Here is a 13,775-nt window from a genome sequence, read left to right on the forward strand (position 1 = left end):
AATGCCATGGCATCCGGCCGGATGCCATCACGGCCTCAGAGCTTGCGCTTGCCGAGGCCCACCTTCTCGTAGATCGAATTGATGTGGTCCTTCACCGCCTGGGGTGTGTCGTCCTTGGCCGGCGTATGGCGCCAGCCCAGCTTCTCGCGCGCGTAATTGCCCATCACCTCGTCCTGGTCCGAGGTCCCGCCGCTGATGCCATAGGCGCCCACCATCTCATTGCCCTTGAAGACCGGCGCGGCCCCGCCCGAGATGAAGATCTTGCCGCCGGTGAAGACCGAAGCATTCACCGCCAGCTGCGGGTTGCGCTCCCGCAGCCATTGCTGCGTGACCAGGCCATCCTGGAAGCGCGGGCTCATCGAGCGGAAGGCCGCCATGGTGAAGGCCTTGGCCGAGGCCGTCTCGGGCGTGATCCAGCCCGCATCATCCATGCGCTCCATCGCGATCAGGTGCCCTTCCGGCCCGACGATCGCGACCGAGACGGGCACCTGCATCTCCTCCGCCTTTTCCATCACCGCACGAATGAAGCGCCGGCATTCCGCGAGCTTCAGCTTGGCCATCTGTCTTTACCTCTCTCAGTTATTCCGCGCGCCGGAGGCTTCCACCACCCGCGCCCATTTCGTGGTCTCTTCCGCGATGAGCCGCGCCAGCTCCGGCGGCCCGCCCTCCAGCACATCGAAGCCCTGCGCCGTCAGTTGCGCGCGCGTCTCGCCCGTGTTCATCGCGACCCGCACCGCCTCCGAGAGGCGCGCGATGATCGGCGCGGGCGTGGCGGCGGGCGCCATCAGCCCGAACCAGACAGCGCTGACGAAGCCGGCCAGCCCCGCCTCGATCATCGTCGGCAATTCCGGTGCCGCCGCCGTGCGCGTGACGCCGGTGGAAGCGAGGCCGCGCAGCCGCCCCGCGCGCACATGCTGGATCACGGTGGAGGCGGGCGAGAACATCACGCCCACACGGCCGGCCAGCAGGTCGGTCACCGCCTGGCCGCTGCCGGGATAGGGCACATGCGTCATCCGCGCGCCCGTCATCAGGTTGAACAATTCGCCCGAGAGATGCGGCGCCGTGCCGATGCCGGAGGAGCCGAAGAAGAGCTGCCCGGCGCGGGCCAGCGCGATCAGCTCCGCCACGCTGTTCGCCGGCACGGAAGGATGCACCACCAGCAGGTTCGGCACGCTGACCAGGGGGGCGATGGGCGCCAGGTCCCGCGCGAAATCGAAGGGCAGGTCGCGCTGCAAGCTCGCATTGATCGTATTCGCCACAGAACCCAGGAACAGCGTGTAACCATCCGGCGCCGCGCGCACCGCCTGCTCGGTCGCGATGTTGCTGCCCGCCCCAGGCCGGTTCTCCACCACGATGGACTGGCCGAGCGCCATCCCCAGCGGCGGCGCGATCACACGGGCCGCGACATCCGCCGCGCTGCCCGGCGGAAAGCCCAGCAGCAGGCGCGGTGGCCGCGCGGGATATTCCTGCGCCGAGGCGAAGGCGGGGGCCAAGGCGGTGCCGAACAGAACGCGGCGCGACAAGGACATGATGACACTCCCGGGAGGTGGCGCGATTCCCGCGCTCGGCCCGGACTACACCAGCGCGGCGCGCGAGCGTCCAGTCAGGCGGCGGCGCGCAGCGCCTCGCGCCGGGTTTCCGTCACCCGCACCACGCCCACCACCTGGCCCAGATTGCCGGCAACGAGATGCACCATCCCGGCCGGCATGGCCGTCATGCCGAGTTCCACGCGCAGCATCTCGCCCTCGCGCCGGGCGAGCATGTGGTCCGGCGTGAGGTCGCGCTTGGCGAAGGGTTGCAGCAGGCGGGGCAGCAGGCCGGGCTCGGCGAAGGCCTCCACGGTAAACAGCACATCAGCGGTCATCGGATCGGTTCCTGGCAAAGGGGTGTCGCGAAGCCCCGGCGCGGCGACGCGCCACGGGATCGCGGCGCGGATCAGCCGGCCGGGCGCGTAATTCGCGGAGAGGACGCCATCAGGAACATGACGCCACCATGCACAGGCGCACTCAGCGAAGCAAGGCCGGAAGCAGCGCGTCGAGGCGCACGCGGCCCTCGCTGGTCGCCACCAGACGCGGCCCTTGCCATTCCAGATACCCCTCTTCCAGGCAGGCGGCGAGCATGATGGGGTCCACCGTGTCCACGAAGCGCAAGCCGCTGCGCGCCTCGATTCGCGCGGGATCCACGCCCTCGGCGAGGCGCAGGCCCATGAGCAGCGCCTCCCGCCCGCGGTCGCGTTCCGACAGCGCCTCCTCCTCCACCGCCGCATGGCCGGATTGCTCCACGCGCAGGGCCCATTCCTCCGGGCCGCGATGCCGGCGGGTCGCCCACATCACGCCATCGCGCAGCAGCCGCTGATGCGCGCCCGGCCCGATGCCGAGGTAATCGCCGTAGCGCCAATAGGCGAGGTTGTGCCGGCTCTCGGCGCCCGGCTTGGCGTAGTTGCTGACCTCATAGGGAAGCAGGCCGAAGCGCCGCGCCTCCTCCGCCGTCGCCTCATACATGCGCGCCGCGTCATCCTCCGCCGGCAGGGCGAAATCGCCGCGCGCATATTGGGTAGCGAAGCGCGTGCCGGGCTCGATGGTGAGCTGGTAGAGGCTGAGATGGTCCGCCGCCAGCGCCAGGGCCTGCCGCAGTTCCGCCCGCCAGGCGGCTTCAGCCTGGCCGGGGCGGGCATAGATCAGGTCGAAGGAGAGGCGCGGGAAGATGTCGCGCGCGGCCTCAAGTGCGGCGATCGCCTCGCCCACATCATGCCGGCGCCCCAGGAAGCGCAGCGCCTCCACGTCGAGCGACTGCACGCCGAGCGAAGCGCGGTTCACCCCCGCCGCCGCGAATTCCCGCAGCTTGCCGATTTCCACGCTGGTGGGGTTGGCCTCCAGCGTGACCTCCATCTCCGGCTCGGCCTCGAAATGCGCCCGCGCATCGGCGATCAGCGCGGCCACCGTCTCCGGCTCCATCAGGCTCGGCGTGCCGCCCCCGAAGAAGATGCTGGCGAGCGGTCTCCGGCCGACGCGCGCTGCCTCATGCGCCAACTCTCGCCGGAGTGCCGCGCGAAAGCGCGCATGGTCCACGCCGCCCTCGCGCACATGCGAGTTGAAGTCGCAATAGGGGCACTTCGAGGCGCAGAAGGGCCAGTGGATATAGAGGGCAAGGGGCTCGGTCACGCCCCCTTTCAGCCCATCACCAGCGCCGATAATAGCCCCCGCCATACCAGGGCCGGCCCCAGCCATAGCCCCAGCCCCAGCCCACGCGCGGCCCGACATAGACGCCGTAGGGATATGGCACGGGATAAACCGGGGGCGGCGCATAGACAGGCACGGGGACGTTCACCTGCAAGGGTTGCACCGTGTTGCCGTAACTCGCCATGCATTGCGAATAGGTGACGTCGTAGCGGCCCTGCAGGGAGAGATTGGTGTTCTGCGCCGCCCCCGCGCCGACCGCGCTGCCGGTCACGAGGCCGGCCCCGGCCCCGATCGCCGCGCCCGCCCCCGCATTGCCCGTCGCCGCGCCGATCAAGCCACCCGCCACCGCACCCACCGCGGTGCCGATCGCCGCCGAGCCGATGGCCGATTGGGCCGCCGCCTGCTCCGGCGCCACGCCCAGGCTGTTGAACGCATTCTGCTGGCAGAAGGCGTCCTCGCGCTGGAATTGCCCGAAATCCTTGCCCTGGGGCGGCATGGCGACGACGGTCGGCCCAACCGGCGGCCCGACAGTGCAGGCGCCAAGGCCGATCGCCACCAATCCCAGGATCCAGATGCGTGTCATGACCTACCTCCGGCCCATCCTCTGCAGGACCCTTTGAGCCGGAGATATGGCGCTTCCATGGCGGGGTGCGAGGCCGCGAATTGTAACGCCTGTTCGGCGTCCTTTACTCCACCCCGGGTGGCAGCAGCGAGACATGCGCGGCCACGATCCGCCACCCCTCATCCGTGCGCAGCCAGGTGTGGCTCTGCCGGCCGATGCGATCGCTACCCTCGCGGCGGAAACTGGTGTTGGCCACGCCGAAATCCCGCCCATAGGTGGTGATGACGGTGCGGATGAGATCCCGCGCGAGACCCTGGCTGGGGCGTGAGGCGCGGAAGGCCGCGATCTCGGCATAGGAGAAGAGGTTCTCCGTCACGCCGAAGCGCAGCGTGTGCTCATTGTTGTAGAAAAGCTCATCCAGCACGGCGACATCATTGGTCACCAGCGCCTTTTCATAGCGGTAAAAGGCGGCCGAGACCTCGGCATGCACTTCGGGGATGTTGATCTCGTACATCGGTCAGGCCTTCACGTCAGGGGCTTTGCAGACGCCGAGCTTCTCAAGCATGGCCGCGACACGGAAGAGCTTGGCCTCGGCCCAGGGGGCGGCGATGAGCTGCACGCCGATGGGCATGCCGCCCGGCGTGCCGAGCGCCGCCGGATCGGCGATGGGGGCTGCGATCACCGGCAGCCCGATGCAGGAGATCGGCTGGGTATAGACGCCGAGATTGGGCCTGACGGGGATCATCGCGCCCTCCACCTCGATCATCTCCTGCCCGATCTTCGGCGCCACATAGGGCGTGGCGGGGGCGATGATCACATCCACCTCGTCGAAGAGGGCGAGCGCCTTGGCGCGATAGGCGGCCCGCACGCGCTGCGCCTGCTGCGGCCAATGCGCCGGCAGAAGGGCGCCGGCCAGGAAGCGGTCGCGCGTCGCGAAATCGAAATCCTCCGGCCGGGTGCGGAGATTGGGCAAATGCAGGTTCGCCCCCTCCGCCATGGTGATGAGGAAGGCCGCCGCCCGGCCCAGCGCCGCGTCGGGGATGGTCACGCTCTGCGTCGTGCCCAGCGCCCGCGCCACGGCCTCCACGGCCGCGAAACCCTCGGCATGGCCGCCGCGCGTGAAGTGATCGCCGGCCACGGCGATGCGCAGCCCGCCGATCTCGGGGCTCACATCCACAGGCGCGGCGCCCAGCCAATGTTGCGCCGGGTCCTCCGGGTCCTCGCCCTGGAGCACGTTGTAGGCCAGGGCAAGGTCCGCCAAGTCCCGCGCGAAGGGGCCCAGATGGTCGAAGCTCGCGGCAAACAGGAAGCCGCCGGAGCGCGAAAGCCGCCCATAGGTCGGCTTCAGCCCCCAGATGCCACAAAGCGAGGAGGGCACGCGGATCGAGCCATTGGTGTCGCTGCCGAGCGTGATGGGCACGAGGCCGCCCGCCACCGCCGCGGCACTGCCGCCCGAGGAACCGCCCGCGATGCGCGTCAGGTCATGCGGGTTGTGGCAGGGGCCGTAATGCGCGTTCTCGGTGGTGAAGCCATAGGCGTATTCATCCATGTTCAGCGCGCCAAGCATGACGGCGCCGGCCGCCTGCATCTGGCGCACCAGGAAGGCATCGCGCACAGCGGGCGGGCTGTCGCGCTCGATCTTGGCACCCGCCAGGGTGGTGATGCCTTCCAGGTCAAACAGGTTCTTCACCGCCACCGGCACGCCGGCCATGGGCCCGGGGTCCTGCCCGGCGGCCACCTTGGCATCCACCGCCGCCGCCTCGGCCCGGGCGCGCGCGGCCGTCACCTCGGTGAAGGCGTTGAAGTTGGCGTTGCGGGCGGCGATGTCGGCAAGCCGCTCCTCCAACACATCGGCGGCGCGGCGGCGCCCGGCGCGGATCTCGGCCGCGAGGGAGACGGCGCTGCTCATGGCGTCTTCCGGGGCACGTAGACGGGTGCCGCCTCATCCGCCGGGGTGATCTTCATCTGCTCGATCAGCCCCGCCATGCGCTTGGCGAGCGCCAGGTTCATGGTGATGCCGGGCAGGTGCGCCGGGTTCAGCGGCAGGCCGATGGCGGCGGCCGCCTGCTTCGCATAAGCCTCGGGATCGAATTCGGGCATGGGATGGTCCTTCCACGCGCAGAACTGGCGCGGCGGGGCTTGCGGCGCCAGTGGGTTGCAGGCTGTTCATTTCGCTTGGCACGCCGCGCCTGCGCGCGCCCCGTGCAATCCTGCCCGGCGCTTGGGCATGTCAAGATTGACCCCGCTGCCCTCGCCTGCCATCCCCTGCCCATGACCGCCGATCCGCAATACCAGAACATCCGCGCCTGGCCCTTCGAGGAGGCCGCCAAACTCGCCCAGCGCCTGGCCGCGACAGGCAAAACCGAGGCGCTGTTCGAGACCGGCTACGGCCCCTCCGGCCTGCCGCATATCGGCACCTTCGGCGAGGTGGCGCGCACCTCCTGGGTGCGGCGCGCCTTCACGCGGCTGACCGGAATGCCCTCCAAGCTCATCGCCTTCAGCGACGACATGGACGGGCTGCGCAAGGTGCCGGACAACATCCCGAACAAGGAATTGCTGGTCCCGCATCTCGGCAAGCCGCTGACCCGCATTCCGGACCCCTTCGGCACGCACCCCAGCTTCGGCCAGCACAACAACGCAAGACTGCGCAGCTTCCTCGACGAATTCGGCTTCGAATATGAATTCGCCAGCAGCACGGAATACTACGCCTCCGGCCGCTTCGACGCCGCGCTGCTGCGCATGCTCGCCCTGCATGAGGAGGTGCGGGAGGTGATCCTCCCCACGCTCGGCGCCGAGCGCCGCGCCACCTATTCCCCCTTCCTGCCGATCCACCCGAAGACCGGCGTGGTCATGCAGGTGCCGGTGGAAGCGACCAATCTCGAGGCCGGCACCATCCTCTGGACCGATCCCGACACGGGCGAGCGCTTCGAAACGCCGGTGACCGGCGGCCATTGCAAGGCGCAGTGGAAGGCCGATTGGGCGCTGCGCTGGCACGCGCTCGGCGTGGATTACGAGATGTCCGGCAAGGACCTGATCGACTCTGTGAAGCTCTCCAGCCGCATCTGCCGCGTGCTGGGCAGCGAGCCGCCGGTCTCCTTCACCTATGAGCTGTTCAACGACGCGCTCGGCCAGAAGATCAGCAAGAGCAAGGGCAATGGGCTGACCATCGAGCAATGGCTGGAATACGGCCCGCCGGAGAGCCTCGCCCTTTTCATGTTCGCCTCCCCCGGCTCGGCCAAGCGCCTCCACAAGGAGGTGATCCCCCGCGCCGTGGATGAATGGATCAGCCACCTCACGAAGCTGCGCGCGCAGAATGATCCGGCCAACCCCGCCTGGCACATCCATGCCGGGCAGGTGCCGAATTTCGCGCCGCCGCCCGTCTCCTACGCCACGCTGCTCAACCTCGCCGGCATCGCGAACACCGATGATCCGGAGCGCCTCTGGGCCTATCTGCGCAAATACCATCCGGGCCTGACGCCGGAGGGCGAGCCGGTGCTGGACCGCATGGTGCGCAATGCCTGCGCCTATTGGCGGGACTTCATCGCCCCCGAGCGCAAGTTCCGCGCGGCGACACCAGAGGAGGCCGAGGCGATGCGCGGCCTCGCCGCCATCCTGCTGGAGCGCGCGCCGGAATTCGCCGCCCTGCCCGCGGGTGCCGAGCGCGAGGCGGCGATGCAGAACGCCGTCTATGACGCGGGCCGCCGCCCGCCCTTCGCCGTGCCCAACAAGGATGGCTCCATGGGCGTCGGCCGCGCCTGGTTCCAGGCCCTTTACGAGGTGCTGCTGGGCAAGAGCGAAGGTCCGCGCTTCGGCGGCACCGTCGCCGTGATGGGCGTGCCCGAGACGGTGGCGCTGATCGAGAACGCGCTCTCGCGGGAGAATGCGCCCGCGTGAAAGGCACGCTGGGTCTCCTGAAGCGGCACGGCGCGACAGCCTTCGGGCTGCTGCTGCTGGTGGGCGCCATCTGGGTGGTGCATCGGGAATTCCGCAACCTCTCGGTCGCGGATGTCGAGCGCGCCATGCAGGCGATCCCGACCTCGGCCCTCTGGTGGGGTGCGGGGCTCACCATCCTCGCCTATCTCGTTCTCGCCATCTACGACTGGCTGGGCGCGCGTTACGCGGGCCGGCCGTCGAGCTGGGGGCGCGCGCTGCTCGCTTCCTTCTGCGGCTATTCGCTGGCGCATAATCTCGGCTTCGCCGCCGTCTCGGGTGCCGCGGTGCGCTTCCGCCTCTATTCCGCCTGGGGCTACACGCCGCTCGAGATCGGCAAGGTGGTGGGCTTCACCTCGCTCACCTTCGGCCTGGGCGGCATGGCGCTGGGCGGCATGGTGCTGCTGGTCGAGCCCGAGGTGCTGCCCTGGGCGGGGGACCACCTGCCGCGCTGGCTGCTGCAGCTCGCCGCCCTGCCGCTCTTCGGCGTGGTCATCGCCTATATCCTGCTCAGCCGCTTCCGCCGCAGCATCCGCGTCTTCGGGCATGATGTGGAATTGCCCGGCGTGCGCATGGCGATCGCGCAGAGCCTGCTCGCCACCGTGGATGTGGCCGTCACCGCCGCCATCTTCTACGTGCTGCTGCCGCCGGCCGAGGGCCTGACCTTCCTGCGCTTCATCGGCATCTACCTGGCCGCCTATGCGCTGGGCATCACGGCCTCCGTACCCGGCGGCCTCGGCGTCTTCGACGGCGCCATCATCATCGGCCTCGCCCCCTATATGGGCGCGGCCGAGGTGGTGGGCGCGCTGCTGGTCTTCCGCCTCTACTACTACATCGTGCCGCTGTTCATTTCCGGCGCGCTCTTCGCCGGCTTCGAGATCGGCCAGCGGCGGGATTCGCTGAAGGCGCTGAGCCGCGGCGCCATGCCGCTCGAAGTGCCGATCCTCGCCGGGCTCGTGGCGCTCGGTGGCGGGCTGCTGATCTTCCTCGGCTCGCTGCCCGTCTCGGCCCTCGTCCTGCAGGACTGGGCGGGCTACGAGGCCGCGCTCGCCTCGCAATTCGCCGCCTCCATCGTGGGCTCGCTGCTCATCATCATGGCCTTCGGCCTGGCGCGGCGGCTCCGCCTCGCCTGGGGCATGGCGCTGTTCCTGCTGGTGAACGGCGCGCTCATCGCCAAGCTGCGCGAGGAGCATTGGTGGACCTGGGGCCTGTTCCTGCTGGTCGCCGCCCTGCTCGCCACCATGCGCACCGCCTTCTACCGCGAGAGCCGGCTGCGGCGCGAGCCGCTCTCCAACGAGATGCTGCTGCCGCTGGCGGCCGTCGCCATCTGCGGCCTGGCACTCGCCACGCTCGCCAATGCCAGCCGCCTGCAGGGCGAGACCTGGATGGAGCTGGTGCTCTTCGCCGGCGCGCCCATCCAGCTGCGTTTCACCATCGGCATCATGGTGCTGCTGCTGCTGGTGGGCATGGTGCGGCTGCTGCGCCCCGCCCGCATCCGCCCCGCCCCGCTGGACGAGGCCAACCGCACCCGCCTCGAAGCCCTGGGCGCCTGCGTCCCGCCACGCGCCGAGAGCGTGATCTGGGGCGAGGCCGGGCGCGCCGGCTTCGCCTTCACCCGCTGCGACGAGATCTGGATCGCGCATGGCGACCCGGTGGGGGACCCGCGCGATGCCGTCTCCGCCATCTGGCGCTTCCGCGACTTCTGCGAGCGCAAGGGCGGCCGCCCCGCCTTCATCGGCGTCGGCCCCGATTTCCTGCGCTATTACGGCGATATCGGCCTGCAGGCCCTGCCGGAGGAGGGCAATCCGGGCCGCTTCATCGCCTGCGACGCCGAGCATGACGCGGCCCGGCTGCTGCGGGCGGCCAACGGGCAATAGCCGCCTTCACACCATCCGGATCAGCGTCCCGTCCTTGCGGATCGCCTGGTGGAAGATCACCGCGCCGATATGCGCGGCCAGCAGACCCACGATCGCCCAACCCAGCGTCTGGTGCAGCCAGAGCAGCACATTCGCCCCCCACTCCCAGGCCGGCATGAATTTGGGCAGATGGATGAAGCCGAGATAGGCCGTGGCCCCCTGCATCGGGAAGCCGAAGGCATTGGTGGCGAAGAAGCCGAGGATGGGCTGCAGGATCAGCGCGCCATAGAGCGCGTGATGCACCCCCGTCGCGGCCATCCGCATGGGCGCAGGCAGGCTCGCCTCCACCGGCACCGGGTGCTTGATGCGATACCAGAGGCGCAGCGCCGCCACGAAGAGCAGCGTCAGCCCCGCGCTCTCATGGATGGCGTAGAAGCCCATCTTGCTCGCATCCTTGATGTGGCCGATCACGAAACCGGTGGGCAGTGCGATCAGCATCAGCGCCACCGTGATCCAGTGGAACCACTTCGCCATCGGGGAATAGGCCATGCTCGCCTCCATACAGGGACGCGCCATCCTGTCATGCGAATGATCGCGGCGCACGCGGATTGGTCGGTGGCGCCGGGCAAGCGCTGGATGGCCATCGCCCGGCGCGGTGCTGGCGGCTGGCGGCTGGCGGCGCCCCGCCCCGTGGGGGACCCGCCCGCCTTCGCCGCGGCCCTGCTGGCCGAGGACCTTCCGGCGGCGCTGGGGCTCGACCTGCCGCTCGGCGTGCCCCGCGCCTATGCGGCGCAGCGGCCCGAGGCCGGCTTCCTCGATTTCCTCCGCGCCCGCGCGGGCGATGCACGCTTCTTCAGGGTGAACGAGACGCTGGAGACGATCAGCCTCGATGCGCCTTTCTACCCGCAGCGCGGGGTGAAGGGGATGACGCGCGCCTCGCATGCCGCGGCCCTGGGCCTGCCGGATGCCGAGGCGCTGCACCGCTGGTGCGACCGCGCCACCGCCTCACGCCCGGCCGGCGCGCCGCCCTTCTGGACGCTGGGCGCCAACCAGTCGGGCAAGGCCGCGATCACCGCCTGGCGGGATTGGCTGGCGCCCGCGCTGGCGGCCGGTGCGCCGCTCTGCCTCTGGCCCTTCGAGGGCGCGCTGCAAGGCCTGCTGCGCCCCGGCCGCCTTGCCCTGGCCGAGGTCTATCCGGCCGAGGCGCTGCGCCAGCTTGGCCTCAGCCTCCCCGGCAGCAAGCGGGACCAGGCGGCGCGGCGGGCGCTCGCCGAACCGCTGCGCGCCGTGCTGGACCGACTCGGCATCGCGCCCTCGGCGGAGGCGCTGACGATGATCCGGGACGGCTTCGGGGCCGATGCGGCGGGCGAGGACCGGCTGGACTGCACGCTGGGCCTGGCTGCGCTTGTGGCCGTGCTGGACGGGCGGCGGGAGGATGTGGTCCCCGCCGATGACATGGTGCGCCGCTGGGAGGGCTGGGTGCTGGGGCAGGGCGAGGGGCCGAAGGGCCTCGCGCCGTTCAGCAGATGAGCGTGACGCCGGCGCGGATGCGGCTGCCGTCCGCCCGCACGCGGCCATTCGCCATGGGGATGACCAGGCTGCCGCTGGGCGCGATCTGGAAATTCGTGCTGGCCAGGCGCGGGTCCGGAATGGCGCCGGTCATCTGGAACTGCACCCGGAAGCGCAGGGGCTGGCGCGTCATGTTGCTGACCTGCACCAGGTAGTCATAGGTGCCGGCGGCCCCGTCCCGCGAATAGGTGGCATTCACCTGCAGCAGGTTGCGGCTGAGGCAGGTGCCGGACTGCGCCATGGCGGACCCGGCCGGCAAAACCAGGCCCGCGGCCAATATCCAACCGACCTTACGCACCCGCGCCTCCGCCTCGGCATCGCAGACTCCATTTATTAACATGAAGCCTGCCCATGCCGGAAACCCCGTTTCGGGGATCCCGTCTCCGGTGCCCGCACATCTGTGCTGGCAATTTGGCGCGCTTGCCCCTATGTGTGCGCCGCACACAAGCTCCCTGTGCCATCAATCGCAACAATTGATTGCCCAGCCGCCCGGCCCGCCAACGGTCCCGGGCCTCACACTTGCCCGGAAGTCCTGATCCATGCCCATGCGTAACCTCGCCATCATCGCGCACGTCGACCACGGAAAGACCACCCTGGTGGACCAGCTGCTGAAGCAGGCGGGCACCTTCCGCGAGAACCAGCAGGTCGCCGAGCGCGCCATGGACCGCAACGACCTGGAGCGCGAGCGCGGCATCACCATCCTGGCCAAGTGCACCGCCGTCGAATGGAAGGGCGTGAAGCTCAACATCGTGGACACGCCCGGCCACGCCGATTTCGGCGGCGAGGTGGAGCGCATCCTCTCCATGGTGGATGGCTGCGTGCTGCTGGTGGACGCCGCCGAGGGCGTGCTGCCGCAGACCAAGTTCGTGCTGGGCAAGGCGCTGGCCCGCGGCATCCGCCCCATCGTGCTGGTCAACAAGGTGGACCGCCAGGACGCCCGCCCGCACGAGGTGCATGACGAGATCTTCGACCTCTTCGCCAATCTCGGTGCCAATGACGAGCAGCTGGACTTCCCCATGCTCTTCGCCTCGGGCCGCCAGGGCTGGGCGGATGAGAGCATGGACGGCCCGCGCCAGAACCTGGACGCGATGTTCGACCTCATCGTCCGCCACGTGCCGCCGCCGGCCGTGCAGGAGGACGCGCCCTTCGCCATGAACGCGGCGATCCTCGAATACGACAACTTCCTCGGCCGCATCCTGACCGGCCGCATCGAGCAGGGCGTCGCCCGCGTGAACATGCCGGTGAAGGTGCTGCGCGCCGATGGCACGCAGGTCGAGACCGGGCGCCTGACCAAGCTGCTCACCTTCCGCGGCCTGGAGCGCGTGCCGGTGGACGAGGCGCGCGCGGGCGACATCATCGCCATCGCCGGGCTTTCGGACACCACCATCCCCGACACGATCTGCGCGCCCGAGCAGCCCGCGCCGCTGCCCTCCGTGCCGGTGGACCCGCCGACGCTCGCCATGACCTTCCGCGTGAATGACGGCCCGCTGGGCGGCCGCGAGGGCAAGAAGGTGACGTCGCGCCAGATCCGTGACCGGCTGGAGCGCGAGACGGAGGGCAATGTCGCCATCCGCGTCACCGTCTCCTCCGAGACGGACGCCTTCGAGGTGGCCGGCCGCGGCGAACTCCAGCTCGGCGTGCTGATCGAGACGATGCGCCGCGAGGGCTTCGAACTCACCATCGGCCGCCCGCGCGTGCTGATGCGCGAGAATCCGGAGACCGGCGAGAAGGAAGAGCCCTTCGAGGAAGTGCTGGTGGATGTGGATGACGCCTATACCGGCGTCGTCGTCGAGAAGCTCTCGCTGCGCAAGGCGCAGATGCAGGACATGCGCCCCTCGGGCGGCGGCAAGACGCGCCTCACCTTCCTCATGCCCTCGCGCGGGCTGATCGGCTACCATAGCGAGTTCCTGACGGACACGCGCGGCACCGGCATCATGAACCGCCTCTTCCACGGCTATGCGCCCTGGGCCGGCACTATCGAGGGGCGCCGCAACGGCTCGCTCATCTCCAATGTGGATGGCGAGACGACGCAGTATGCGCTTTTCGCCCTGCAGGAGCGCGGCACGCTCTTCGTGGACCCGGGTGCGAAGGTCTATGTCGGGCTCATCATCGGCGAGAATTCGCGCGGCGATGACCTCGAGGTGAACCCGGTGAAGGAGAAGAAGCTCACGAACATCCGCGCCGCCGGCAAGGATGACGCGCTGCTTCTCACGCCGCCCCGCCGCCTGACGCTGGAGCAGGCCATCGCCTATATCGAGGATGACGAGCTGGTGGAGGTGACGCCCTCCGTGGTCCGTCTCCGCAAGCGCCACCTGGACCCGCACGAGCGCAAGCGCGCCTCCCGCCGGGCCGAGGGCCTGCCGGTCAAGGGTGAGGCGGCCTGAGCCTCACCAGCCTCCGGTCGTGACGGATCCGGCCGCATAGCGGCCGGCGCCGCCCAACCGGGCGCATGGCCCAACGCGGCCGTGGCGCGGCGAAGCCCAAGCGGCGGAGCAGCCGCCCGGCGCCCGAGGGACCCTACAAACCCTTCCGGCCGCAACGCGGCCGGCGCCGCCCAACCGGGCGCATGGCCCAACGCGGCCGTGGCGCGGCGAAGCCAAGGCGGCGGAGCCGCCGCCCGGCGCCTGAGGGACCCTACAAACCCTTCCGGCCGCAACGCGGCCGGCGCCGCCCAACCGG

General features: G+C 69.9%; 14 protein-coding genes. 4 read left to right on the forward strand and 10 right to left on the reverse strand.

Going from position 1 to position 13,775, the window contains the following annotated elements; all coding sequences use genetic code 11:
• Positions 1–35: 35 nt before the first annotated feature.
• From KTR66_RS12275 to KTR66_RS12310, 8 genes are all read right to left on the reverse strand, one after another.
• Positions 36–560, reverse strand: a complete 525-nt coding sequence (locus tag KTR66_RS12275) for a heme-binding protein (RefSeq protein ID WP_213612890.1) — start codon at positions 558–560, stop codon at positions 36–38.
• Positions 561–575: 15 nt separating this feature from the next.
• The gene (locus KTR66_RS12280; RefSeq protein WP_249732065.1) at positions 576–1,529 is read right to left on the reverse strand and encodes a tripartite tricarboxylate transporter substrate binding protein; all 954 of its coding nucleotides are present in this window, start codon (positions 1,527–1,529) and stop codon (positions 576–578) included.
• Between the two features lie 74 nt (positions 1,530–1,603).
• Positions 1,604–1,864, reverse strand: a complete 261-nt coding sequence (locus KTR66_RS12285) for a hypothetical protein (protein WP_213612891.1) — start codon at positions 1,862–1,864, stop codon at positions 1,604–1,606.
• A 142-nt stretch (positions 1,865–2,006) separates the two neighbouring features.
• A complete protein-coding gene (hemW, locus tag KTR66_RS12290) occupies positions 2,007–3,161 on the reverse strand; it encodes a radical SAM family heme chaperone HemW (protein ID WP_371819113.1) in 1,155 nt (384 codons plus the stop codon).
• 16 nt (positions 3,162–3,177) lie between these two features.
• On the reverse strand, positions 3,178–3,762 hold the full coding sequence (locus tag KTR66_RS12295) for a glycine zipper family protein (protein WP_213612893.1): 585 nt from the start codon (positions 3,760–3,762) through the stop codon (positions 3,178–3,180).
• Between the two features lie 103 nt (positions 3,763–3,865).
• Positions 3,866–4,255: an oxalurate catabolism protein HpxZ gene (hpxZ, locus tag KTR66_RS12300; protein WP_213612894.1), complete on the reverse strand. Its 390-nt coding sequence runs from the start codon at positions 4,253–4,255 to the stop codon at positions 3,866–3,868.
• A gap of 3 nt (positions 4,256–4,258) precedes the next feature.
• The gene (locus KTR66_RS12305) at positions 4,259–5,650 is read right to left on the reverse strand and encodes an AtzE family amidohydrolase (protein WP_213612895.1); all 1,392 of its coding nucleotides are present in this window, start codon (positions 5,648–5,650) and stop codon (positions 4,259–4,261) included.
• Positions 5,647–5,841 (reverse strand): DUF4089 domain-containing protein, encoded by a 195-nt coding sequence (locus KTR66_RS12310; protein ID WP_213612896.1) that lies wholly within the window; start codon positions 5,839–5,841, stop codon positions 5,647–5,649. Before KTR66_RS12310 ends, KTR66_RS12305 begins: the two co-directional genes overlap by 4 nt.
• Positions 5,842–6,012: 171 nt before the next feature.
• Here KTR66_RS12310 and KTR66_RS12315 point away from each other — a divergent pair, with 171 nt between their 5' ends.
• Positions 6,013–7,635 (forward strand): lysine--tRNA ligase, encoded by a 1,623-nt coding sequence (locus tag KTR66_RS12315; RefSeq protein ID WP_213612946.1) that lies wholly within the window; start codon positions 6,013–6,015, stop codon positions 7,633–7,635.
• A complete protein-coding gene (locus tag KTR66_RS12320) occupies positions 7,632–9,548 on the forward strand; it encodes a phosphatidylglycerol lysyltransferase domain-containing protein (protein ID WP_213612897.1) in 1,917 nt (638 codons plus the stop codon). Before KTR66_RS12315 ends, KTR66_RS12320 begins: the two co-directional genes overlap by 4 nt.
• Positions 9,549–9,554: 6 nt before the next feature.
• Here the strand turns inward: KTR66_RS12320 and KTR66_RS12325 are convergent, their stop codons facing one another.
• Positions 9,555–10,076, reverse strand: coding sequence for a cytochrome b (locus KTR66_RS12325; protein ID WP_213612898.1), 522 nt, complete (start codon positions 10,074–10,076; stop codon positions 9,555–9,557).
• Positions 10,077–10,115: 39 nt separating this feature from the next.
• Here KTR66_RS12325 and KTR66_RS12330 point away from each other — a divergent pair, with 39 nt between their 5' ends.
• Positions 10,116–11,057, forward strand: a complete 942-nt coding sequence (locus tag KTR66_RS12330) for a hypothetical protein (RefSeq protein ID WP_213612899.1) — start codon at positions 10,116–10,118, stop codon at positions 11,055–11,057.
• Here KTR66_RS12330 and KTR66_RS12335 read toward each other — a convergent pair.
• Positions 11,047–11,337 (reverse strand): hypothetical protein, encoded by a 291-nt coding sequence (locus KTR66_RS12335; RefSeq protein WP_213612900.1) that lies wholly within the window; start codon positions 11,335–11,337, stop codon positions 11,047–11,049. The genes KTR66_RS12330 and KTR66_RS12335 overlap by 11 nt on opposite strands.
• A 298-nt stretch (positions 11,338–11,635) precedes the next feature.
• On the opposite strand from KTR66_RS12335, the gene typA reads away from it, so the two are divergent.
• Positions 11,636–13,480, forward strand: a complete 1,845-nt coding sequence (typA, locus tag KTR66_RS12340; RefSeq protein ID WP_213612901.1) for a translational GTPase TypA — start codon at positions 11,636–11,638, stop codon at positions 13,478–13,480.
• The last annotated feature ends 295 nt before the right edge of the window (positions 13,481–13,775 follow it).

Source organism: Roseococcus sp. SDR (genome assembly GCF_019083995.1).
GTDB lineage: Bacteria > Pseudomonadota > Alphaproteobacteria > Acetobacterales > Acetobacteraceae > Roseococcus.